The organism is Ignavibacteriales bacterium (assembly GCA_026390815.1).
GTDB lineage: Bacteria > Bacteroidota > Ignavibacteria > Ignavibacteriales > SURF-24 > JAPLFH01.
Window position 1 is genome coordinate 21,205 of record JAPLFH010000009.1, and the last position, 26,569, is coordinate 47,773.

11 protein-coding genes (1 of these 11 cut by a window edge) are annotated in these 26,569 nt (G+C 34.1%); 6 read left to right on the plus strand and 5 right to left on the minus strand.

Annotated elements, in window-relative coordinates; genetic code table 11:
* From NTX22_03645 to NTX22_03665, 5 genes are all read right to left on the minus strand, one after another.
* On the minus strand, positions 1 to 3,925 hold the beginning of the coding sequence (locus NTX22_03645; GenBank protein MCX6149601.1) for an amino acid adenylation domain-containing protein. It extends 14,222 nt beyond the left edge of the window; only the first 3,925 of its 18,147 coding nucleotides appear in the window; the start codon lies at positions 3,923 to 3,925; its stop codon lies beyond the left edge, outside the window.
* On the minus strand, positions 3,915 to 13,514 hold the full coding sequence (locus NTX22_03650) for an amino acid adenylation domain-containing protein (GenBank protein MCX6149602.1): 9,600 nt from the start codon (positions 13,512 to 13,514) through the stop codon (positions 3,915 to 3,917). The genes NTX22_03645 and NTX22_03650 overlap by 11 nt, the downstream gene beginning before the upstream one ends.
* A 67-nt stretch (positions 13,515 to 13,581) precedes the next feature.
* Positions 13,582 to 14,400 carry a DUF481 domain-containing protein gene (locus NTX22_03655; GenBank protein ID MCX6149603.1) on the minus strand — a complete coding sequence of 273 codons (819 nt, stop codon included), beginning with the start codon at positions 14,398 to 14,400 and terminating at the stop codon, positions 13,582 to 13,584.
* Positions 14,401 to 14,426: 26 nt separating this feature from the next.
* Entirely contained in the window at positions 14,427 to 15,356 is a 930-nt protein-coding gene (gene fabD / locus NTX22_03660; protein ID MCX6149604.1) for an ACP S-malonyltransferase, read from the minus strand.
* Positions 15,357 to 15,457: 101 nt separating this feature from the next.
* On the minus strand, positions 15,458 to 15,943 hold the full coding sequence (locus NTX22_03665; protein ID MCX6149605.1) for a DUF697 domain-containing protein: 486 nt from the start codon (positions 15,941 to 15,943) through the stop codon (positions 15,458 to 15,460).
* Positions 15,944 to 16,759: 816 nt separating this feature from the next.
* On the opposite strand from NTX22_03665, the gene NTX22_03670 reads away from it, so the two are divergent.
* The 6 genes from NTX22_03670 (at position 16,760) to NTX22_03695 (ending at position 26,498) form a co-directional block, all read left to right on the plus strand.
* The gene (locus NTX22_03670; GenBank protein ID MCX6149606.1) at positions 16,760 to 18,424 is read left to right on the plus strand and encodes a PHP domain-containing protein; all 1,665 of its coding nucleotides are present in this window, start codon (positions 16,760 to 16,762) and stop codon (positions 18,422 to 18,424) included.
* A 215-nt stretch (positions 18,425 to 18,639) separates the two neighbouring features.
* Positions 18,640 to 22,224: a pyruvate:ferredoxin (flavodoxin) oxidoreductase gene (nifJ, locus tag NTX22_03675; protein ID MCX6149607.1), complete on the plus strand. Its 3,585-nt coding sequence runs from the start codon at positions 18,640 to 18,642 to the stop codon at positions 22,222 to 22,224.
* Between the two features lie 144 nt (positions 22,225 to 22,368).
* Positions 22,369 to 23,367 (plus strand): dihydroorotate dehydrogenase-like protein, encoded by a 999-nt coding sequence (locus NTX22_03680; GenBank protein MCX6149608.1) that lies wholly within the window; start codon positions 22,369 to 22,371, stop codon positions 23,365 to 23,367.
* Positions 23,368 to 23,508: 141 nt separating this feature from the next.
* Positions 23,509 to 24,429 (plus strand): YihY/virulence factor BrkB family protein, encoded by a 921-nt coding sequence (locus NTX22_03685; GenBank protein ID MCX6149609.1) that lies wholly within the window; start codon positions 23,509 to 23,511, stop codon positions 24,427 to 24,429.
* Positions 24,426 to 25,007, plus strand: coding sequence for a hypothetical protein (locus NTX22_03690; GenBank protein ID MCX6149610.1), 582 nt, complete (start codon positions 24,426 to 24,428; stop codon positions 25,005 to 25,007). The genes NTX22_03685 and NTX22_03690 overlap by 4 nt, the downstream gene beginning before the upstream one ends.
* Positions 25,008 to 25,154: 147 nt before the next feature.
* A complete protein-coding gene (locus tag NTX22_03695) occupies positions 25,155 to 26,498 on the plus strand; it encodes an ATP cone domain-containing protein (protein ID MCX6149611.1) in 1,344 nt (447 codons plus the stop codon).
* Positions 26,499 to 26,569: the final 71 nt, after the last annotated feature.

The following is a 26,569-nucleotide window of genomic DNA, read 5'->3' on the forward strand; positions in this document are numbered from 1 at the left end:
CAGGACGACGGAAATCCGAAGGAATATCTAAAGGAGTTATTTCTCCATTTAGTTTCTCAAGCCAGTATGCATGATCGGAATCATTCTCCGGCTTATTTATTCTGTCATTCAACCAGTAAGTATAATCTTTGTATTGTATTTTGGGAATTACAAGCGGATTCCCGGTTTTATCAATATAATTTTTGTATCTGCCGAATAGTTCGTCTGTCATTATGCTTAACGACCATCCGTCGCAAATTATATGATGGATGTTGAGGAGTATAATATATTTTTCAACGGATGTTTTTATAACGTACAACCGGACTAGTGGAAATTCAGAAAGAGTGAATGGGTTATGTGCTTCTGTAACAACAAAGTTAAAAGCAGAATCATCCGGATTATTATCATTGCTGAAATCTTTTACTGCAATAGGAATTTTCTGGTTATTAATTATTTTCTGAAATGGTTCTCCGTTAATATCGATAAACACAGTTCTAATTGATTCATGTTTTTGATTCATATCGTCAAATGATAATTGTAAAGCGCTCAAATCTATTTCATCATAAACTGTAACAGCAAGCGGGATATTATAAGTTGATTTTGATTTCTCTATTTTGTCTAAAACCCAAAGTCTTTTTTGTGCATATGATAAATCATAATAAGCGGCTTCTTTTATAACCGGGATAATTCCGAGTGTCTCCCGTTTTCTATCACGTATAATTTCTTCAAGTGAAAGAATATCAGGATATGTAAAAAATTCCTTTAAGCTGACTTTTACTGATAGTTCTTTTTGTATTGCGGATACCGCCCTGATAGCTTTTAAACTATGTCCGCCCAAACTAAAGAAGTTATCTGTAATTGAAATATTTTTTACGTTTAATATTTCCTGGAATATTTTTGCTAATGTCTTTTCAGTTTTGCCTGCATGACCGGTAAGCAGGTTTCCCGGTTCAAGAATCTTTTCAGAAATGTCTGATTTTGTATCAGGTTTTGGGAATGATTTATAATCTACCTTTCCATTTTTATTTAGAGGAAATTCTTCCAGCCGGATAAAATATTTGGGAACCATATATTCGGGAAGTGTTTTGCCAAGATATTTTTTGAACTCTTCTTTACTGATTTCATTTACAGATGTATAATAAAGAGCCAGTTCTTTCTGTTCTTCCTCCTGGATAGCAATAATTTTTGTGTTGGTTATCCTGTTATATTTTGCCGATATATTCTCAATCTCACCGGTTTCAATTCTATATCCTCTTATTTTAAGCTGGTCATCATTTCTGCCATGGAAAAGAATATTACCATCATTACACCATTCTCCTATATCGCCGGAGCGGTATAATATTTTTCCTTTCTTTAAAGGATTTTCAACAAATTTTTCTTTGTTTAATTCAGGTCGGTTAACATACCCGCGCGATAATCCTTCACCGCCGATAAATATTTCTCCGGGGACACCGATGGGACATAAATTACAATCTTCACTAAAAATGTAAACCGTGGTGTTCGCTATTGGTTTACCGATAGGAATTTCACTTTGAAATTCTTTTGTAACATTAAATACCGTGGTAAAAGCCGTATTCTCTGTGGGTCCGTATCCATTCAATAATAAGATACCGGGATAATGCGCAATGAATTTGTTAGATGTATGTGAGGGCATTTTATCACCACCAACAATTACTTCTTTAATTCCTTCAAACATTTTTAGATTATTTTGTTGATCGGCTTCAACCATTCTTACAAATAAACCGGTAGGGAGAAAAACTTTATTGATTTTATAATTTAAAAAATATTTTTTCAGTTTTTCAGGATCGAGAAAGTCTTCTGTATTTTCCAGATAGAGCGTTCCGCCGTTTAATAACATCCCCCATAAATCCACAGTTGTTGCGTCAAATGAAATTGATGATGTAGAAAGCGTTCTGTCTTTATCACTATAAGAGTAATAATTAGTATTTCTTACTAATCGTATAACTGATTTTTCTTCTATCATACTCCCTTTTGGAATTCCAGTTGAGCCTGAAGTATATAATATGTATGCTAAATTGGATGATGTTTTACCAACATTAATATTGCCAAAACTCTCACGTCCTAAAAAATATTTTTCTGTAATATGAATAACATAAGGAACAGAATAAGCGTTATTTGCCTGTTCACTGCCGGTTAAAATAATCCTTGCCTTTACATCTTCGAGAATGGTATTTATTCTTTCAACTGGCATATTTGTATCAATCGGCAGGTAAGCCCCGCCCGCTTTTAACACGCCTAATATGGATATGATTAATTCATGCGACCTGTCCATAAGCAATACTACTGGTTCATCAAGCTTTATCTCATATTTGCTTATTAAGTGATGAGCTAACGAGTTGGCTCTTTCATTAAGCTGACGATACGTTAAAGGATTTCCCTGGAAAACTATTGCCGGTTTATCGGGATATTTTTCTGCTATTTCTTCAAATAGTTCTGCAATGGTTTTTTCTTTGGGATAATAGCAGGTGGTTTTATTAAATACATTTATTATCTGTTCTTTTTCTTCCGGGGATATAATTTCTATTTTTCTTACAACTTCATCTGGAGTATTCAAAATATTTTGTAACAATTCCTGGAAATGTCTGCCTAATCTTTCAATCCTTTCCGGTTGATATAAATCCGTGTTATAAACAATTCCGAGTTTCATATTTCCGGATGATTTTTCAAAATTGAAATGGAGATCGAACTTACTGAAAGTTATTTTGGGTTTCATTACAGAAGTTTTAATTCCGTCAAACAAAATTGAATCGGAATTTTCTTCCTGCAGCGACACTACAATTTCAAATAATGGATTCCTGCTTGTATCACGTTCTAAATTCAAATCTTCTATCAATAAATCGAAAGGATAAACCTGATGATCATACGCTTCAATACAGTTATGTTTAACCTTGTTGAGAAAGTTTATAAAGCTAAGAGAAGTTTCAACTTCATTCCGCAGAGGAATTGTGTTTACATAAAAGCCTATTTGATCTTCCAGGTTTCTTTGTTCTCTTCCAGAAACAGGAGAACCAATAATAACATCGGTTTTACCGGAATATTTATTTATAAGAATACTTACAATGGAAACGAGAAACATAAAAAGGCTTACATTATTTTGCCTGCACAGATTTTCAATCCGGACATGAAACTGTTTTTCAATATTTATTTCATGCAGCTTTCCGTTAAATGTTTTATATAAGGGACGCTGCGAGTCCGCAGGTAATTCAGTAATCGGGAGTTCACCCGAAAATTTATCCAGCCAGTATTTTCTATGTCCTGATGAGTTAACCTCTTTCAATAATTGCGTATGACTGTTCACATAATCTTTGTATTGCATTTTCAATGGCGCCAAAGGATTGAGTTCTCCTTTGGTAAAGGAATTGTATAACTGAGTAAGTTCCGAGATTAATATTCCTATGGACCATCCGTCGCTTATTATGTGGTGCATATTGAAAATTAGCAGATGCTTCTGTTCTTCCAATTTAATTAAACTGCAAACGATTAGCGGTCCTTTGGAAAGATCAAAACAGCGGTTTGATTCCTCTTCAATTAATAAGGATATTTTTTCTTCCTTTTCGGAAACATCACTTAGATCATTCCTGGATAAATTAAATTCAATAGCATTAAATATTTTTTGGTAAGGTACTCCATCTGTTTCAACAAAAACCGTGCGTAATATCTCATGTCTTTTAATTATTTCTTTGAAAGCATTTTCCAATGCTTGAACATTTAAATCCCCTTCAAAGGTTAATGCTGCCGGAAGATTGTAAGCAGGTGATTTATCCATCTTGTCAATAAACCAGAGCCGACTTTGTGCATAAGATACAGGCGCCATGTTGTACTTTGATTTATTATCCGACAAGACTCCTATCTGTCTTAACTCTTCTAGTGCAGATAAATCACCACTTAAAGCCCGTAGTTTTAATTCTTTAATTTTATTCATCATCAATCTTTAAGAGAGATAGTAGTTTTAGTTCATCGTCAGATATCGGAACAATTTTAGCATCATCATTTATTTCTACAAAGTTCGCATTGTCAGCAATTAGCTTTTTTACTTTCACTGCAATATCAATCAAAACCGGATTATAAAATATTTCTTTAAGCGCCAGGTCGATATTCAATTCCTTCTGTATTTGGGATATTACTCTAACGGCATTTAAGCTGTTTCCACCGATTTCAAAAAAATTATCATCAAGATTAATTTCTTCTTTCTTCAGAACGTTCGAACAGATCCGGAGAATTAAAAACTCTATATCATCCTGAGGTTTTCTGAAAATATCTTTTTTGAGAACTCCGGCTGGATCAGGCAAAAGTTTTTTGTTTGCCTTTCCATTTGCAGACAGCGGAATTTTTTCAAGTCGGATGAAATAAGATGGGACCATATATTTTGGCAGAAATCGGGCAAGATGATTTATTATTATCGAATGGTCTATTACTTCATCGGAAGTAAAATAAGCAGCAAGTTCGCTTATGCCGTTCTTTTCAAAAAGAGTAACCGCACATTCGTTAATATCTTTTACTTCATGCAGATGTTTTTCAATTTCCTGCAATTCAATTCTGTATCCGCGAATCTTTACCTGCTCATCCATCCTTCCCAAAAATTCAATATTACCATCAGTAAGTATTCTTCCTGAATCACCTGTTTTATATATGCGTGTTCCTTTTAGCGATGGGAATTGGACAAATTTCTCGTTCGTCTTTTCAGGATCGTTCAGATATTGCCGGGCTAATCCTTTACCAGCAATATATATTTCTCCAGGAACACCAACGGGGCATAAATTCAGATATTTATCGAGAATGTAAATTTGTTCGTTTAATACCGGTTTGCCGATAAGTGCAACATCATTACTTTCATCGAGAATATCAGGATGAAATTTAAAGTAAGAAGATTCAACACAGCATTCTGTTGGTCCGTAAAAATTTGTAATATTTATTATTTTGTTATTTGCAAAACCATAAAAGATTTTAACCAATTTGATCGGCAAAGCTTCCGAACCAAGGAATATTTCTTTTAGATCCGGTTTGTTTATTTCCCCAAATCCTTCTTCAAGCATTACTGAAAATAATGAGGGAGTTAAATCTGCAATATTTATTCTGCTGCTGATAATATATTTTATTATTTCGCGCGGGTCGAGTCTTCCTTCGTTATTTAATATGTGCAGCGTATTTCCGTTGCAAAGTGCTGCAAATATCTGTTTCAGAGAAACATCAAACGCAAAAGAACTGATCATCAATTCATTTAAGGAATTTTTATAGTGCGAATAAATATTTTCATTCAACGATAAAATCAGATTTGAAAGAGAACCGTGTTCAATCATTACACCTTTTGGCAGCCCGGTAGAACCTGATGTATAAATAACATAAGCTAAGCTGTCGTTTGCAATTTTAATTTCAGGAGAGGATTGGTTTTCACTTATCTTCGCATTGATATTAATAATTATTGTTTCTTCAGGAGAAATATTTTCTCTCCCGCTGCTGATAGTGAGTAAATCATTATCAACTAAAACAGCTTTTGCATTGCTGTCTTTTATTATAAATTTTATTCTTTCAACTGGATTATCTGACATTACCGGAAGATATGATGCGCCGGTTTTCATCACAGCTAATAAAGATGCTGTCGATAAAACCGGATCATCAACAATAACCGCTATTATATCATCCTTCTTTGGTGCAATTAGTTCAATAATGTGATTGGCAATCCGGTTCGATAATTTATCCAGCTCACCATAAGTTATTTTTCTTTCATCATAAACCAGGGCAATATTATTTTTGTTTATTCCTGCCTGGTAATTAAAAAGCTCAATAACATTTTTTTCAACCGCCTGCCGATTTGTATTATTAAATTCGAACAGGAGTTTTTCTTTTTCCTTTGCTGGAATAATCTCAAGGTTTTTTATTTTTTCTTTCGGATTCGATATGATGCTTTCAACTAATTTCTTAAAATGATCCGACATTCTTTGAATTCTTTCCCGGCTGAATAAAGAAGTATTATATTCGATTGCGTAAGAAACTTTCCCTTCGTTTTCATCAAACAGAAATGACAGATCAAACATGCTTTTGGTTATACGGAAATTGAGTCCTTCCGCTTTTATGCCATTAAAGTTCAGCTTCATTTCCATTCCATTATTTACCATCCATACTACCATTACATCAAAAAGTGGATTCCGGTTTCGAATTCTTTCAACATCAAGTTCATCAACAAGTCTATCAAATGGATAAACCTGGTTATCAAAAGCTCCGCTCAAAGTTTCTTTAACCTTATTTAATAATTCCTGGAATGTATTTTCAGGATTGACTTCATTACGCAGAACCAAAGTATTTATATAAAAACCGATTTGATTTTCGAGATCATAGTGCTGCCTGCCTGCAACAGGAGTGCCTACCATAATATCTTCTTCCCCGGTATATTTATGAAGAAGAATATAAACAGTAGAAAGAAGAGCCATATATAAGCTCGCATTTTGTCTGCTGCTAATATCCATTAATGTTTTAGCTTGCACATCATCAAGGGAATACTGTATTAGGTCTCCACCGATTGAAAATGATTCCGGTCTTTTATAGTCCGCAGGCAAATTTAACAGCGGACGAGGTTTACTTAATTTTTTCTGCCAATATTCTTTAATAACACCAAGGGATTTTTCACCAAGAATTTTATTCTGCCACGATGCGTAATCCTTATATTGAATTTTGAGTGGTTGAAGAGGAACATCGGAATGGTTAAGAAAAGAATTATAGTAAATTTCAATTTCCTTTATCATTATCTCTATCGACCAGCCATCGCTGATTATATGATGCATGTTAAAAAGAAGAAGATAATTATTTTCAGATAATGCTATGAGTTTGATTTGCAGAAGGGGAGCTTTCGATAAATCAAATTCTTTCTCGAAATAATCATTTGCAAGTTCTCTAAGTTTATTTTCGTCCCATTCTTTACCGGGGTATTCCTCCAATTCTATATTGAAATCAACTTTGTCTAATATTTTCTGAAAAGGTTCGCCTTCAATTTCTACAAAGTATGTTCTGAAAGATTCGTGCCGTAGTACAATGGATTTGAAAACATTTTCCAATACCTGTACATCCAGATCACCCTTCAATAGCAAAACCCCTGGGAGGTTGTAAAGTGAATTCTGCCCTTCCAGTTTTGCAAGAAGCCAAAGTCTTTGCTGGGAATGAGAAAGGGGATAGTATTCTTTTTCTTCTATCTTTTCAATAGGATTAAATAATGATGGATTCTTACTTCTTAATAATTTCGCAAGTGAAATAATTGTGGAATGCTGGAATACTTCCCAAATATTTATTTCAATATTAAATTCCTTATGTATCCTGGAAGTAAGCCGGATTGCTATTAAACTGTGCCCGCCAAGTTTGAAGAAATTATCTGTCAGATTAATTTTATCAATGTGCAATAACTCTTTCCATATCTCACAAAGTTTTTCTTCAAGCATATCTTCAGCAGGAAAAGAATTCTCATCCACGTATATTTCTTTTACAGGAAGAGGCAGAGATTTTTTATCTACTTTTCCATTTATTGTTAATGGAAGATTTTTCAATTCGATCAAATAAGAAGGGATCATATACTCAGGTAAATGAAGCGATAAAAATTGTCGTAAATCATCACTCTCAATTTTTTCCACAGAGCAATAGTATGCGGCAATTTCCAGAAAATTTCCTTCTCCAACCGGAATGACTGCGGCTGAATTAATTTTGTCATAATTTCTTATACAATTTTCAATTTCATTTAGCTCAATCCTGAACCCGCGCAATTTTATCTGATCATCCACTCTTCCTGATAAAATGATATTTCCATTTTCAAGGTAACGTCCAATATCTCCCGTCTTATAAATTCTTTTACTTTTGTCAGAATTAATTTCAATAAATTTTTCATCCGTCAGGTCTTGCCTGTTAATATATCCTCTTGCAAGTCCAGCACCTGCAATACAAAGTTCACCGTTAACACCAACGGGTACTTGTTTAATGTTTGAATCAAGAATAAATATTTGTACGTTATTTAACGGCTTGCCAATTGGTAATGAATTAAATGCTGCTTCAGATTCCAAAAATAATCCCGGTGGTACATTAAAAAAGGTTGATACATCGCAGCACTCTGTTGGACCATAAACGTTTGATATTACAGGAGAATTATCTCCTGTAATATCAAAGAATTTCTTTACGGTTTGATACATAAGCTGCTGACCGCCTATTACAAATCTTTCCGGAAGATATTTTTCAGTTCCAGCAGTTAATTCATCTAATATTATTTCCAGGTGAATTGGAGTTCCGTCTGAAACATTAATCTTATGTTCTTCATAAAACTCAAGAAGTTTTCTTCCGCTCGTTTTTATTTCATCCGGAACGATATAGAGACAATGCCCGTTTAACAATGTGTAAAATATTTGTTTGATTGATGCATCAAAGGCAAACGGAGAAATCAGGGCTATATTCAAAGGGGAAGATTGTCCACCATATATTCCATCCGACAGTCCTAAAACAAGATTATGCAGACTGTTGTGTTCAATCATAACACCTTTCGGTTTGCCGGTTGAACCCGAAGTATAAATAACATACGCAAGGTTTGCTGAAGTTAAATTAGATTCCGGCTTTTCATTGTTTAATTCATTCAGAATGCTGATATCAAGAATATTTGTATTTTGAGACAAACACAATTTATTTATTCCGGCTGCTTCTTGTGCGATGTCAAATAAATCGCTCTCAGTTAAAAGTAATTTCGTTTTGCTATCCTTAAGCATGAATGAAATTCGTTCTATTGGATAATCAGAATCGATTGGCATATAAGCGGCACCGGCTTTTAGTATTCCTAATATTCCGATAACCATTAATTCAGATCTGCTTGTCATTATTCCAATTATGTCATCGGGACTAATAGTTGTCCTTAGCTTAATTTCATTTGCAATTACGTTTGCACGCTCATCCAATTCTTTATAAGTGAATTTTTTATCGTTAAAGATGAGCGCTGTATTACCGGGAGTTTTTTGTGCCTGGTTTTCAAATAATTCAGGAATGGTAATCTTTTTGTCAAATTCTCTATGTGTTCCTGAAGATAAATTATTCAGAGTTTCATTTTCAGCAACATCTGTTAAATCGATTTCTTTTATTGTATGTTCTGGATACTTAAGAATATATGCTATAATATTTTTAATATGGTGCGCTGCTCTGTCAATCCGGTCTTTATTAAACAAATCAGTATTATAACCAATGCTGAAATTAATTTTTTGATCTTCTTCCACAAATGTAAAAGTCAGATCAAATTTATTTAATTTGAAATCCGCTTCGTAAAATGAGGTTGAAACGCCATCTAATTTTAAGTCAGTCGGATTCTGATTCTGAAGCTGAACAAGAACATCAAATATTGGCGTACGAGATGTATCTCTGTCAAGGTTTAATATCTGTATCAAGCGGTCGAAAGGATAATTGCTGTTCGTTATGGCTTCAGTTGAATTTATTTTTACTTCATTTAGAAAGTCTGTAAAACTGCTGCTACATTTTACCTGGTTCCTTAAAGCTACTGTATTGAGATAAATGCCAACCTGATCTTCAAGATCCGGGTGGTTTCTTCCTGCAATTGGGGAACCGATAATTATTTCTTCTTGTGCGGAATACTTGTGCAATAGTATATTTACTATTGAGACCATTACAATAAAAAGACTAACATTCTGCGCTTTGCAGAAATTTATTAAATTTTGTGTCACTGAACTTTCAATTTCGCAGAATAAATAATCACCCAAATATGTTTTTACAGGAGGACGCGGTCTATCATATGTCAATTCAAGCACGGGCAGCGGATTTTGTAATTTTTTTATCCAGTATTTTTTTTCTTCATTAAATTTTTTGCTTTCAATTAATCCCTTTTCATATTCACAATAATCTTTATACTGAATTCTTAAAGGTTCGAGATTTAACTCATTACCTTCAAGAAAAGAATTATACAGCTCTGACAATTCCTTCATAATTATTCCAATCGATATTCCATCACCGGCTATGTGATGCAAAATCAAAAGCAGAATATGTTTTTCCTTTTCAAGTTTAATGATATAAGTGCGTATTGGAATATCGAAGGTGAGATCAAACGGAGCAATTATTTTTTCTTTAATTAATTTTCGTGCAGTTTCATTCTTATTATCCGTCTTGCTTAAATCATGGTTTTCAATTATAAGATTAAAATCGTTAAGCACTTTTTGAAACGGAATTCCATTAATATCAATAAATGTAGTATGGAGAGATTCATGTCTTCTGACAATTCTTTTCAGGGATTCAGACAGTGCATTCAGATTTATTGGTCCTTCCAAAAGAAGAGAAACAGGCATATGATACGCCGCAGCATTCTCTTTACTTTGAGCCAACACCCACATTCTTTTTTGAGAGTGCGACAAAGCATAATATTCTTTAGTGGGAACGACGGGAATTTCTTTATACCCGGTGATGGTTTTTATTTCCAATTCCGCCGCTATGCTTCGCACGGTTGGACTATCAAAAATTACTTTGAACGATATTTCACGTTTTAGTTCTTTATATATTTTTGAAATAAGGTGCGCTATCTTCAAGCTTTCACCACCTAATTCAAAAAAATTATCATCAACACCAACATTTTTTACATCCAAAACTTCTTCGAACATTTCAATAAGCCGGCATTCAATTTCACTTGAAGCAGCTCTGAATTCTCTCTTATTAAATGACGAGTTTAGCGTTAATTTCCGAAGTGCTTCTTTATCAATTTTATTGTTTTGAGTAAGTGGAATTTTTTTAATAAAAATATAATGCAGCGGGATCATAAACTCAGGGAGGAACTTTCGTAAATACAGCTTAAGGTCCGTTGCACTGATTATCTTTTCCGCAACTATAAAAGCCGCCAGTTCTTTTGCAACTCCTTTTGTAATAGCCAGGACTGTCACTTCTTTTACCTTATCATATTTTGCAAGCAGGGTATTTATTTCACCAAGTTCAATTCTGTTCCCTTTTATTTTTACCTGATCGTCGAGTCTTCCTAAAAATTCAATATTGCCATCCTGTTTCCATCTCGCCAGATCACCTGTTCGGTATAACCGCGTACCAGCTTCAAAAGGATTATTTATAAATTTTTGTTTTGTAAGTTCTTCATTCTTTAAATAACCGCGCGCCAGACTTGAACCAGACACACACAGTTCCCCTTCAAAGCCAACTGGTACAGGTTCAAGATTATTATCAAGAATATATATCTTTGAATTTGGAGACGGCTTACCGATTGGAACTGAATCGGTGTACTCTCTGTCTTTTTCTGCAATATAATAAGAGGCGCATACCGATGTTTCAGTTGGTCCATAACCATTAATATATCGCTTAAATTGCTTATAGAAATTTACATCGGCAGCCACTGCCGGTTCACCGGCTGTAATCAATGTATTAAGTTCTGGAAGTTCGGCTTTATTAAGTGCACTAAGATAAACCGGGGGAAGAGTAGCAAATGTTATTTTTTTTTCTTCGATATAACGGACAAACAATTCAGTGTTCTGAATTGTTTCTTTATCCGCAATAACAAGTGCAGCGCCGGTTAGCAGTGCTTGGAATATTTCCATTATGGATGCATCAAATCCCAGGGAAGCAAACAGCAATACCCGGTCTGTTTCTTTTACCCCAAACTTTCCAATCATATTAACAAACATGTTCATAAACTGGTTATGTTCAATCAATACACCTTTCGGTTTTCCAGTAGAGCCTGATGTATAAATAACATAAGCTAAATTATCCGGTCTGATTTTGATTCCAACATTATTTTTATTTTGTGAGGTTATCTCGCCCAATTCGAGTACGACTTTAGCTAAGTCCTTCTCTTCCAGTCCACTTTTGATTAATATTTTTGAATCGCTGTTTTCAATAATATATTTTATTCTTTCAACAGGATAATCAGGATCGATTGGTAAATACGCTGCACCTGTTTTCATAATTCCTATCATCGCTGCTATGGTATCGATTGAGCGTTCCGAAACCAAGCAGATAATTTCCTCCGGCTGGATTTTATAATTTGCCAGAAGATAATTTGCAATATGGTTAGCCTTTTCATTTAATTCTTTATAAGTAATAGTTTTTTCATTGCATATAACAGCTTCGGCTTCTGGATTCTTGTTAACCATCTCTTCAAACAATTCAACAATTGTTTTTTCTGTTGCAATTTTTTCCGGAGAGGAATTAAATTCATTTAATATTTTGTGAGTGTCAAAATCGTTTAGAAGAGTTAATTCTTTTAATTTTTTTTCGGGGAAGTGAATCAAATCCATCAAAATAGTTTCAAAGCACTGTACAAACTGAAGCAGTTCATCTTCTGAAATTACTAAAGGATTATAATTGAAAAATATATTAATATTCTCCTCTTCACCGTATTCATCTATTTCTATCGAGAGACTTTCACTACGGATTTCTGTATCAAAAGTAATTGAATTTATTTTTGCTTCACCAAAGCGTTGAGATAAATCCATTTTGCGGTAAACAACCGATACATCAAATAATTCGTTATTGAATTCTGGGTTGCTTCGTAAATGTTTTATTATATCCTTTAGTGGAAATCTTTGGTGCCTGTAACCTTCTCTTACTTCGGACTTTATAGAATCAATTAATTCTTTAAAAGTTTCATCGGAATAAATATTTAGTTTTAATGCCATCATGTTCAGAAACAAACCTGGAGTATTTCTGAACTTATGATTGCTTCTGTTCAATACCGGCATACCGATAATAAATTCATCCCGTTTGTAGCATCTGTTAAGCGTTGTTGATATAAGACCTAAAATAACTTGAAATGTTGTTACATCTGCTTCGAATGCGATATTAAGTATTGATTCAAAACTGATTCGATGCAAATTCAATGTTAATCTTTCTGTGTGGAGTGAAATATTCTTAACACTTTTTTTCTTCGAAGTGAAACCAAATGGCTCCGGAAGAAGTGCAAGTTTTTGTTTCCAGAATTCGAACGAATTTTTGTATGAATCAGAATTTCTGTATTGAAGATCATCATTAAGGAAATCTATATATGAAAAAGTATTTAATCCGGGATAACAACCTTTTTCAAGAAGGCTGTTGTAAGTATCGGAAAGTGCTGTATTAATAATTGACCATCCGATTCCATCAAATGCCATATGGTGAAATTTCGGTGCAAAAATAAATTTCTTATCACCTATTTGTAATATCATTACCGAATAAAGATCATCACTTTCAATGGGAAGTGGTTTCCTGTATTCCTTCAAAATAAAATCCAGAGCTTCTTCTATAGGATTCGCGTGGTTTCTAAAATCAAAATATTTTATTTCATTTTTATATTCCGTTCTGAATTGCTGGTATAAAATTTCTTCCTTTTTAACAAACTTTATTCTCATCGCGTCGTAATGTTCGGTTACATAATTATAAGCTTTTCGGTACAAATCAATATTTAAATCACCGTTTAAAATTAAAGCGCCGCCCATACTGTATTTACAGTCATTGCGGTTCAATAGATAATCATAATAGAAAGCTTCCTGAGGTCCGCTTAATGGATATACATTATTATCGGTAATCACGGGAAGTTCTCATTGTTTTTTGTATTGATAAAATTCATTTTCTTTTTAATGATTTATTAAATCCGAATTATAAACTTATATTGATGCCGATGGTTTGTGTGGTATTTTCTGCGGTTATACCAAGCAATTCGCTCTCTTTATCAAATTTATAAAGGTAACCTAATACAAATGATACTGGTTGAATAATACCAATGCTAAAGTTTAGACCCACACCCATTCTATACCTTTTTGAATCAGTCATATTAGTGAGATAATACGCTTGTTCCATAAATGAAAATCTCTGATCAATCACATACTTATAATTCTGTCTGATATAAAATTCTGTATGCGCACCTTTTGCAACGTTATATGCCTCAACAGGAATTGTATATTCCTGATTTACTCTACCCGCCGCTACCAAAATCTTCAGATAGTGTTTTTCATAAATCAAACCATTCAAACCTATTCCTGCATACAAGGAATATCGGTTTTCTAGGTAGAGAGTATTATCCCTTTCCCATATGAACCCTGCTTCGCCAAATAACAAACTTGTAATGTCCACATCCAGGTAATCCGTAAAAACCTGTGATTCAGTGGCATAGCTCATACCCAAATTCTCAATCATTAAGTTCATTTTATCGATCATGTAGTCAGTATGATTAGTGAAGATATTTTTTCTTACTATCAATCTTACACTACCTGAATGCATTTCATTTTTCAGGGCACCGGTCATTTTCGTATAACTGTATTGCCCTTCAACATGAAACAAATACTGATCGACTGAATCAGTCAGTGAACTATTCAACCACCATTGTGGCGAAGGCATTTTTTCAGAAGCAGTCTGCGCAATTAAAAAGTTTAGTGAGCTGCAAATAATAATTAAACCTGTTATGAGATACTTTTTCATATAAACTCTTTTTTTTAATATGTTTTTTAAACCTCAACACTTAAACGATTCTTTATCTCTTCAAGTTGATCAAAAGCGTAACAATTGATTGTGCCACTTTGACTTTGGAAAAGCTTGGTTAATGTTTTCTTTGGAGGAAGTTCGAGTGTGATATTAACACGAGTTTTTTTTATATATTCCATAATTTTCAGCCAGTTTACAACCGTTGTAACCTGTTCCGTAAGCAGAGGAATAATTTCGTATTCATTCATATACGGTTTGCAGGTTACATTAGAAATGACAGGATATTTAAGTTTTGAAAAGCTGTATTTATTCAATTCAGATTCAAGTCCAATTGCCGCAGGTTTCATTAATGGGCTATGGAAAGGAGCACTGACTTTAAGTGGTATAGTTATGGCTCCAAGCAGTCTTGCCTGATTTCCAATAAATTCAATGCTTTTCTTATCGCCAGAAATTACAATTTGATGTGTGGAATTTATGTTTGAAATAACAGCTTTACCACTAATAATATCAGAGCTGCATAATTTTTCCGCTTCACTTATAGAAATTCCGTTTAATGCAAGCATTGCTCCATTCCCATCACTAACTGCCAGTTGCATCAGTTCCCCCCTTTTCCTTACAATTTTTAAAGCATCAGAAAATTTTATTGCACCGCTACAGCAAAGAGCAGTAATTTCCCCTAAGCTATGACCCGCCATTAAAAAGGGTTTTATGTCAGATTCTTTTTGTAAAATTTGAAATGCACAATAACCGAGGGTTAAAATAGCTGGTTGAGCATTTGTGGTAAGATTCAGTTTTTCTTCCGGTCCATTTATGCATAGGTCTAAAATATCGAAATTTAGGACTTCGTTTGCTTCAAGAAAAAACTCTTTTATATAAGGGAATTCTTGTAAATAATTTGCACCCATCCCCGGATATTGCGAACCTTGCCCGGGATATAAAAAAGCAAAATGCACTCATTTCTCCTTTAATAAAAAGAATCACATTCAGTGTATTTTCAGGGTAAATAATTATTTCATAAAAAAAGTATACAGACAAATTGTATTCAACAAACTCTTTAAACTGTTTCGGGCTTTTTACTCTTTTTTTCACTCATCTCTTTCGCAATCGTTTTTCCTTCTGTAAAGAGGGTGTGAAAGTACTCTTTTACAGTAATTGGATTGAAATCGAGGAAGGTTCCGCCAGCCTCGAAATGTTGAATGAAAACTTTTCCTATTGCATATGTTGCGGCACCAGAAAATAGAGACATCGATAGTCCTCCTAATACAGGTCCGATAATAGGAACCATCTTTAACAAGCTGCCCATATTGCCTACTGATAAAGAATTGGGAACAATTGATCCTAATAGTGCGCTTACAATTGACTTGCCTTTGTTTTCCGAGAATTTAATTTCATAAACATCAGACATATCTTTCAACATTTTAAGTTGAACACCTGATACCGCTGCCAGATCTACAAATGGAACCGGAATTAAACCTGCTCCCATCGACCACCACATATAATTTTTAACAATTTTTTTAGCAGTCGTTTCTTTTTCTTCCATAATCGCTCCTGTTTTTTATTATTTATTAATCTGTGATCTCCCACTTTTTTTAATTCAAAACCATCAATCTATACTTTCAATAATATTCTGTCAAAATAAACACTTTAACTTATTTAACCTTACATCATACTTTTTGCAGCCTAATTTTTGTTGTACATTAAAAATGTTGTAATTGAAAAGTTTTATTAAAATAATTCCAAGAAAAAGCTGGTAAATCACAATAGTAAACTTCTTAATTACTTTGAATTTGTTTAGAAGGTACATTTATGTGAAGCTACTTTCAATAGTCCAAAGGGATGAAAAAGGAACTACTTCTTTAGGATGAAAAAAGCAACAGATTACCAATTTCCGAATTGAAAATGAACTTCCAATAATAGAGGAGATATTAGATGGTTAGCAGTATCGTGGCAGCTACTTAGCAACAATCTTGATTAGGTACTAAATACGAATTTATGTACAAAATGAACGGTAGTATTTTTATAAATAAAATTTGGATTGGTATATTACAATATAAAAGAAATATTGTTCACGCTTTTTTATTTGGAGCATTAATGTTTCAATTCCAAAAACTCCATAACAATTTTATGAAAAGTTATAACGAAATTTATTTCCCAAAACTTGAACCAAGTATAACCGATACTAATGAATATAATAAATCTGATAAATATTAAGCAAGTTTTAGTTTGCGTTGAGAATCGCCATCTCTTAAAAATGGATACTAAATTCACAGTTGCAAATCAAAAATAGCAGTTATAAGTTTGTCATATGTTAATGATTTAAAATGTCAATCTACAATTGTAATTAGTAAATTAAAAAATGCTTTCACTTCATAATCATTCAAATTATTCTCTGCTAAGGGGAACCATTCCCTTAGATAAAATAATTGGTTTTGCCAAGGCAAGCAACAGCCAATACGTTGCATTGACTGACACCAACAATATGTGCGGCTTAATCCAGTTTGCAAAGAAAGCAGAAGAAGAAAAGATTAAACCAATTCTCGGTGCTTTGATTGATGATCCAAAAGATTCTGAACTTAAGGCTGTATTTCTTGCCAGGAATAATTCCGGCTACTCGCAGCTTTGTAGGATAATTACCACGAGAAAATTGAAAGATGATTTTTCGCTGGTCGATTTGTTCCACCAGGAATTGAAAGATTTATTTATAATTACTTCATCCTTACCTCTTCTGGAAAAAATAAAGAATTGCAGAAATTGGGAAGAAAATATTTTTGCTGAACTAATTGTAACAGAAAAGCAAAAAAGAAAAACACGCCAGCTTTACGATTTTGCCAAAGCAAATGGATTGCAGGTAGTGGCATCTCATCCATCATATTTCCAAGCGCCTGATGATTATTTACTGCACAAAGTTGTTACGGCAATTTGCTTAAATGCCGCACTGGAAAACTTGGATGAATCAGAATTGGTTGATGAGGAATTCTGTTTAAAATCCCCGGAAGAAATGATTAAAACATGGAAGTCTTTACCGGAAGCGTTATGGAACATTGACCACATAGTTCAAAATTGTAATGTTGATTTAGAATTTGGCAAATACAAATTCCCAATCTTTCAGCTTCCGGAAGGTGAAACTGCTTTTTCTTTTTTATGGAAAATTTGTTTTAACGGATTAGCTGAAAAATATCAGCCGATTACAGATAAAGCTGTTAAACGCTTGCAATACGAACTTGAAGTGGTCGACGAACTCGGTTTTAGCGATTACTTTTTAATTGTATGGGATATTGTTTGTGAGGCAAGGAAGCGGGGAATGATGACTATCGGTCGTGGTTCGGCAGCCAACAGCCTGGTTGCATATTGTTTAGATTTCACACAGGTGGATCCTATTAAACATAATTTATATTTTGAAAGATTTTTAAACAGAGGAAGAACATCTCCGCCTGATGTAGACTTAGATTTTTCCTGGAAAGAGCGGGATGAAATTGTAAAATATGTTTATGAAAAATATGGGTACAACAAAGTTGCAATGATTTCCACTATGGTTACTTTTAAAGCACGCTCTGCATTTAGAGAAGTAGCTAAAGTATTTGGAATTTCAACGCGGGAAATTTCAAGGTTCAGCAAATTCATCCCATGGACGCGTGCCCAAAACTTAGTTGATATTGCAGCTAAATATCCTGAAGCAAAATCCTTAAAATTTGATAGTGAACCATGGAAATCTGTTATTAAAATTGCTTCGCAACTTGCTGACTTTCCGCGCCACCTTAGCATTCATCCAAGCGGAATTGTTATAACTCCTGATCCAATAACCAACCATGTTGCATTAGAATATGCAAAGAACAAAGGACTTGGTTTGATTGTTACTCAACCGGATATGTACCCGATTGAAGATTACGGTTTAATTAAAATTGATCTGCTTAGCCAGCGCTCGCTTGGAGTTCTCCGCGATACTCTGAATTTAATTGAAAAATCCTCATCGTCTCAACAAACCAATTCTCCCAAAATATTTAAATTGGATTCAAATCAGTAATTAAAATGGATTTCCATTTTTAAGATTTTCTATCTCAATTTTCCCAATTCATCATTAAAAAATCTTAATGAATATTGGATTTCTTTCGATATTAAGCTAATTTTATTTCCAGATTTCGGTGGCTTAATATTTGTCATTTTAGCTTAGTTATAAGATTATAGATTTCAATTCAAATAGAAAAAGTTTAATTGTTAAATTAATTGGAGAAATAAATAATGGAAAGAAAAAAAGTAACTATTGATGGAAATGAAGCTGCAGCATATGTAGCGCATCAGATCAATGAAGTTATTGCGATTTACCCGATAACACCTTCGTCACCGATGGGAGAACATTCCGATGAATGGTCTGCAAAAGGAAAAAAGAATATTTGGGGCACTGTACCTTCAGTTACAGAAATGCAAAGTGAGGGCGGCGCTTCGGGTGCTGTTCATGGTGCATTACAAAATGGAGCTTTAACTACAACATTTACCGCTTCTCAAGGCTTGCTCCTGATGATTCCCAATATGTATAAGATCGCAGGTGAGTTAACCCCAACAACATTTCATGTAACCGCTCGTTCGCTTGCTTGCCAGGCACTTTCAATTTTTGGAGATCATAGTGATGTTATGGCAACACGCCAAACAGGTTTTGCTATGTTGGCTTCTAACTCAGTTCAGGAAGTAATGGATTTTGCTTTAATCTCTCAAGCTGCTTCGCTCGAATCCAGAATTCCTTTCCTTCACTTTTTTGATGGATTCAGAACTTCGCACGAAGTTATGAAGATTGAACAACTTGATGTTGAAGATTTGAAAGCAATGATTGATGATGATCTTGTTAAGAAACATCGTGAACGTGCAATGTCCCCGGATAATCCTTTCCTTAGAGGTACTGCTCAGAATCCAGATGTTTATTTCCAGGGGAGAGAGACAGTAAATAAATTTTATGATGTTTGTCCGGAGATCGTTCAGAAAGCAATGGATAAATTTGCTAAGATTGTTGGAAGACAATATCATTTATTCGATTATTATGGCGCTCCGGATGCAACAAGAGTAATTGTTTTGATGGGTTCCGGTGCAGAAGCTGTTGAAGAAACTGTTGAGTATTTAACATCCAAAGGTGAAGAAAAAGTTGGTGTTGTTAAAGTAAGATTATTCAGACCATTTTCTGTAAAACACTTGATCCAAGCACTTCCAAAAACAGTTGAAAAAATTGCAGTACTTGATCGTACAAAAGAACCTGGTTCTTTAGGTGAACCACTTTATATGGACATAGTTAGTGCAATCAGTGAAGAAATGACCAGCGAAAATCCTCCATTCAAAAAATTTCCTAAAATAATCGGTGGAAGATATGGACTCTCTTCAAAAGAATTTACGACTGCAATGGTTAAAGCTGTTTATGATGAATTGAAAAAGGACAAACCTAAAAATCATTTTACTATTGGCATTAATGATGACGTTACTTTTACAAGCTTAGATTATGATAATAACTTTACTACTGAAACAGATGTGTTCCGTGCTTTATTCTATGGATTAGGTGCAGATGGTACAGTCGGCGCCAACAAAAACTCAATTAAAATTATTGGTGAAGAAACTGAAAATTATGCACAAGGTTATTTCGTTTACGATTCTAAGAAATCAGGCTCAGCTACAATTTCTCATTTACGTTTTGGAAAAAAACCAATAAAATCTACATACCTAATTTCCAAAGCAAACTTTATCGGTATCCATCAATTTACATTTTTAGAGAAGTTTGATATTCTGAATAATATAATTTCTGGTGGAACATTTCTTATGAATAGCCCTTTCCCTAAAGAAGAAGTTTGGGAAAAACTACCAAGAATTTACCAGGAACAAATCATAAACAAAAAAATTAATTTCTACGTAATTGATGCTTATGAAGTTGCAAAGAAAACCGGGATGGGTTCCAGAATAAATACCATAATGCAAACCTGTTTCTTTGCAATTTCAGGTGTTCTTCCAAAAGATGAAGCTATTGAACAGATAAAGAAAGCAATCAAAAAAACCTACGGCGCAAAAGGGGATAATGTTGTTCGTCAGAATTTTGAAGCAGTTGATCAAACATTAGAAAATCTTTACAAGATTGATATACCGGAAAAATCCACAAGTACATTTGAACTGCCTCCGACAGTATCTGCAAATGCTCCTGATTACGTTAAGCAAGTTCTTGCAAAGATAATGGAAGGCAATGGAGATGATGTTAAAGTAAGTGAAATGCCGGTTGATGGAACATTCCCAACTGCAACTACACGATGGGAAAAAAGAAACATCGCACTAGAAATACCAGTTTGGGATAATGAAATATGTATCCAATGCGGAAAGTGCGCAATGGTTTGCCCACACGCTTCAATTAGAATTAAAGTTTACGATGAAGCATTGTTAAAAGATGCTCCTGCAACTTTTAAGCATATGAAAGCAAAAGGTAAAGAGTATGAAGATAACCTTGCTTATACAATTCAGGTTGCTGTAGAAGATTGCACCGGCTGCCAGCTTTGTTTTGAAGTTTGCCCTGTGAAGAATAAGAAAGAAGTAAAATTGAAAGCATTGAATATGGCTCCACAAATTCCATTACGCGAACCTGAAAGAGCAAATTGGGATTTCTTTTACAACTTACCTGAATATGATAGAAGAAAAGTTAATCTCTCAATGATTAAATTCAATCAATTACTTCAACCATTGTTTGAGTTTTCCGGCGCATGCACTGGTTGCGGAGAAACTCCATATGTTAAATTGGCTTCTCAATTATTTGGCGATAGAATGGTTGTTGCAAATGCTACTGGTTGCTCTTCAATTTATGGCGGCAATTTGCCAACAACACCCTGGGCACAGAACCGTGAAGGAAAAGGACCAGCTTGGTCAAATTCATTGTTTGAAGATAACGCTGAATTTGGAATGGGAATGCGTTTAGCAATTGATAGACACAATCATTTTGCAAAAGAATTAATAGTAAAACTTAAAGATCAGATTGGTGCTGAACTGGTCCATGCTTTACTTAACGCTGATCAAAAAGATGAATCTGGTATATTTGAACAAAGAGAAAGAGTTGATAAATTAAAATTGATTTTAAAGAATTTAAATACACCCGATGCACAGAACCTTTTAACAATTGCTGATTATCTTGTTAAAAAATCTGTTTGGATTATGGGTGGTGATGGCTGGGCTTACGATATTGGTTACGGAGGATTAGATCATGTTATTGCATCCGGAAAGAATGTTAACATCCTAGTGCTCGATACTGAAGTCTACTCAAATACCGGTGGACAAATGTCCAAGTCAACTGGAATGGGTGCAGTTGCCAAATTTGCCGCAGGTGGAAAAGCTACACCAAAAAAAGATTTGGCAATGATGGCAATGAATTATGGAAATGTTTATGTTGCTAAAGTGGCAATGGGTGCAAATGATGCTCAAACCATCCGCGCATTTCTTGAAGCAGAAGCGTATGATGGTCCATCGATTATAATTGCTTACAGCCATTGTATTGCACACGGTATTGATATGTCCAAAGGCTTGGACTGTCAGAAAGCTGCTGTGGATAGCGGTCACTGGTTATTATTCAGGTATAATCCCGAATTAACCAAAGAAGGTAAAAATCCATTAAAACTGGATTCTAAAGCACCAAAAATTAAATTAGAAGATTATATTTACAAAGAAACGAGATATAAGATGTTGACGAAATCTGATCCTGAAGCAGCAAAACATTTATTAGGATTAGCTCAAAAAGAAGTTGAATCAAGATGGAAATTGTACGAAAGACTTGCAGCTAATGGAACGGAAAAACCTGGAGTAAAACCAGAAGAAAATTAAGAGCCTCTCTCCCAACCCTCTCCCCCAAAGGGAGAGGGCTTTAACTGAGGTTGAATGTAATTTTAAATGAAAATTATTTATAAATTCAAAACCCTTTAATATTTCCTTCTTGGGATTAGAGGGTAGGCTAAAAAGGAGTATAAAATGGATTTAACAACAACATATATGGGTTTGAAATTAAAGAATCCAATTGTTCCCTCAGCATCACCACTTTCAGAAACTGTAGACCAGGTAAAGGCATTGGAAGATGGAGGTGCATCAGCAGTTGTGGTTTATTCCCTCTTTGAAGAACAAATTACACACGAAGCAAATGCTCTCGATTTTTATCTTACCCAAACTGGTGAAAGCTATGCTGAAGCATTAAGCTATTTCCCAAAACCAACTGAGTTCAAATTAGGTCCGGATGAATATCTGAATCATATTGCAAAATTAAAACAAGCTGTAGACATTCCAATTATTGGAAGTTTGAATGGAGTTAGTGTTGGTGGTTGGATGAAATTCGCAAAAAATATTCAGGAAGCTGGCGCTGACGGTTTGGAATTAAATATTTATTACATTCCAACGGATGCAAATCTTCCGGGTTCGCAGGTTGAACAGATTTATGTTAACAATTTGAAAGCAGTAAAGGAAAATATTTCTATTCCTGTTGCGGTCAAGTTAAGTCCGTATTTCTCTTCTTTAGCCAACCTTGCAAAAAAACTTGATGATGCTGGTGCTGATTCACTAGTATTGTTTAATCGTTTCTATCAGCCAGATTTTGATTTAGACAATTTAGAAGTTGTTCCTAATCTTACTTTAAGCTCTAAATGGGAATTACGTCTTCCTTTGCGCTGGATAGCAATTCTTTACGGAAAGATTAAAGCAAGTATGGCAGCTACAAGCGGCATTCAAGATTATGAAGATGTAATTAAAGTAATGATGGCTGGCGGTAATGTTGCAATGATGTGTTCGGAACTTCTTCGTCATGGTACTGGAAGAATTTCGCAAATCCTTGAAGGATTAAAGAGATGGATGGAAGAGAAAGAATATGAATCGATTGAACAGATGAAAGGAAGTATGAGTCAGAAATCTATTACTGAACCAGCAGCGTTTGAACGTGCAAACTATATGAAAACTCTCCAGAGTTTTAAACCATTAGTTTAGTTTACAATTCAAATTTTTTCAACTTTTGAAGGTCAGGCAATCTTGTCTGACCTTTTTTATTGTATTATATTCACAATATATTTTTTCTGAAATTTGAATGAAACTGACTTTGATCCTTGCGATCTATAACTTTATAGAACTATGAAAAAGAAAATATTTTCTATCTGGACTTTCATTAAAGAAGTGTTTAATAATTGGGATGAGGATAACGTTCCAAGATTGGGGGCTGCTTTATCTTTCTATACAATTTTCTCTATTACACCCCTATTAATAATCATGATTGCTGTCATTGGTTTTTTCTATAATCCAAATGAAGCTTCCGGGGAAATATTTATCCAGATAAAGGAATTGGTAGGAAAGGAAGGCGCGTTGTTAATACAATCTACCGTTAAGAATGCCAGCAATACACAAGCTGGAATGGTTGCGACAATTATTAGCCTTATAACTTTATTTATTGGAGCCACCGCATTATTAGATCAATTGCAGAATTCATTAAATACAATTTGCAAGGTAAGAAGAAAAAAGGGGAGAGGTGTTTGGGGAATAATTAAAGATAGAGCTATTCATTTATTTATAATTATTATATTCGGATTTTTTGTAATACTATTTTTAATAACTGGTTCCATACTTTCAATTTTAGATAATTACATTGATAAAAATCTGGCATTTATTCTGGGATTAATAAATTTCATTCTGTCTTCATCAATAATATTTCTTTTGTTTGCTGTTATTTACAAAGTACTGCCTGATATCAGAATAGCCTGGCGTGATGTGTGGATTGGAGCGTTAGTTACTTCTCTTCTTTTTATTTTGGGTAAAAGTTTTGTTACAACTTATATCGGCCAAACAAGTTATGGATCAATTTATGGTGCAGCAGGTTCGTTAGCAATATTTCTGATATGGGTATATTATTCTTCCCAAATATTATTTCTTGGAGCAGAATTTACCGTTGTATATGCCGAAAAATATGGCAGAGGAATTAAACCGGATAACGATGCAGAACAAATTAAAATGATTAAGCATGAGGAATGGAAAACTTTTATTGAGAGTAAACTTGTATGATCAAATTTGAACAATCAGATATTCCTACTCCAATCTTATTGAATTGCTGGAAACACCACATAGGATTTATTCAAAAGCAAATCAAAAATATCCACAAGGGAAGTGAAAAATCATTAGAGAAGGTTTTATTTTATCTTCGTACTATCGGGGAATCCCAGATGGATTTATATTTGGGTGAACTGACCCCAAATGAAATATCAAGAAAAATAATTGACGAAATGAAAAAGTTAAAAATCACTTCCAGAGAAGAATATAAGAATTTGTTCTTAACTGATGGAATTGATTATAAACTTATAGAAATAAGCGATGGATCAAGTTGGACATTAAGATTTGGTAACAATGCCAATAGATATATTCACATTCATCCTTCCAGAAATTCAATCCATACAGTTAGAGTTAGGGCTACAACTCTTAAAACTGCAATTTTAGTTCTATGCTGGCGAAAAATATTTGGTGGATCTTATAATGATGTTAATATTGTAAATCAAATTCGCGAGGATTATCTCTCAGAATCACCAATAAAAAATATTTCGTTCGAAAAAGGACTTGGTAAATTATTTTTAATTTTAAATGGGTAATGTAATCTGAAAAGTTTAATTCTATTTATTTTTTCGTTAAAGTGTTTTAGAATAAAGTTCAATGATGATTGAATTATATGGTCTTAAACTGTAAATTAAGCCCACAATTTTTATAAACAATTGTCTTTGATTTAAGTTGGAGAATTAATGAGCAAGTTTAAATTTGTAATTAAAAGAAGTGGGGCAATTGTTCCCTTCAATCCAGATAGAATAGCAAATGTAATTTACAGAGCCGCAGTTGCAGTTGGCGGGCGTGACAAAGAGAAAGCTGAGGAGCTTGGTAAAAAAGTTATTGAAGTGATGGAAGTACAATTTGAAGAAGGTTATAAACCGCATATTGAAGAAATACAAGACATTGTTGAAAAAGTATTAATTGAAAATGGACACGCAAAAGTAGCAAAAGAATATATATTATATCGAGACGAAGCAGCACAAAGAAGACAAACAGATTCACGGCATTTTTCAAAACCTTCTGAATATATACCTTGGGCAAAAGTTTGGAGCTCACTTGATTGGGCAGTCTTTCATAATTTACACACAATTGAAGCAATGAATGAACGAATTAAGAAAGGAGACTTTCCCCAAATAGTTCACGAATCGGAAACTGCTTACGAAATTCAACTTGATACAGCGGCAGAAATGATTAAAGAAAGAAGCAATGAACTTAAAATGGTGATGGTCAGCGGTCCGTCATCCTCTGGAAAAACAACTACTACATTAAAACTTGAGCAGAGATTAAAAAAACTCGGGATGAGTTTCGTTCCACTGGTAGTTGATAATTATTTCTATGATCTGGAACTTCACCCGAAAGATGAATTTGGTGATTATGATTTTGAAACTCCGCAAGCTCTTGATCTTGAATTAATAAATAATCATCTTAAACGCCTGGCAGATGGTGAGGAAGTTGTAATTCCATTTTATGATTTTAAATTAGGAAAAAGATACCTTGATCGTACTCCAATGCAAATTCATAAAAATGAAGTTTTGTTGATTGATAGTTTGCACGGATTATATCCTGATTTTAGCAGGGAAATTCCAGCCTTGCAGAAGTTTAAATTATACTTAGAACCATTATTACAAATGAAAGGACCCGAAGGTCATTACATTCGCTGGACAGATTTAAGATTAATCCGAAGAATGCTAAGAGATTCCGTACATCGTGCATATAAACCAGAACAGACTTTGCTTCATTGGCATTATGTCCGTTCTGCAGAAAAAAGAAATATTCTTCCTTATGGTAATACGGCAGATTATATCGTAAATACCTCAATGCCTTTTGAAGTTCCTTTATACAAACCAAAACTTCTAAAAGATTTTGAAGAATGGGAAAAGAAATATGCAAAAGATCCATTAAGAGAAGATGCATATATCAGGGCTGCTCGGGTAGCAAAGATGCTGCAGGCAATTGAACCGATTGAAGATGATTCTCCTGTACCAGGCGATTCTGTACTACGTGAGTTCATTGGCGGGAGCACTTTAGAATATATTTAATTTTTGTTTGTTGTGGATTCGGTTATTCTAAAATGATTTTAAAAGAATAACTCGCATTCTTATTTAGCTGT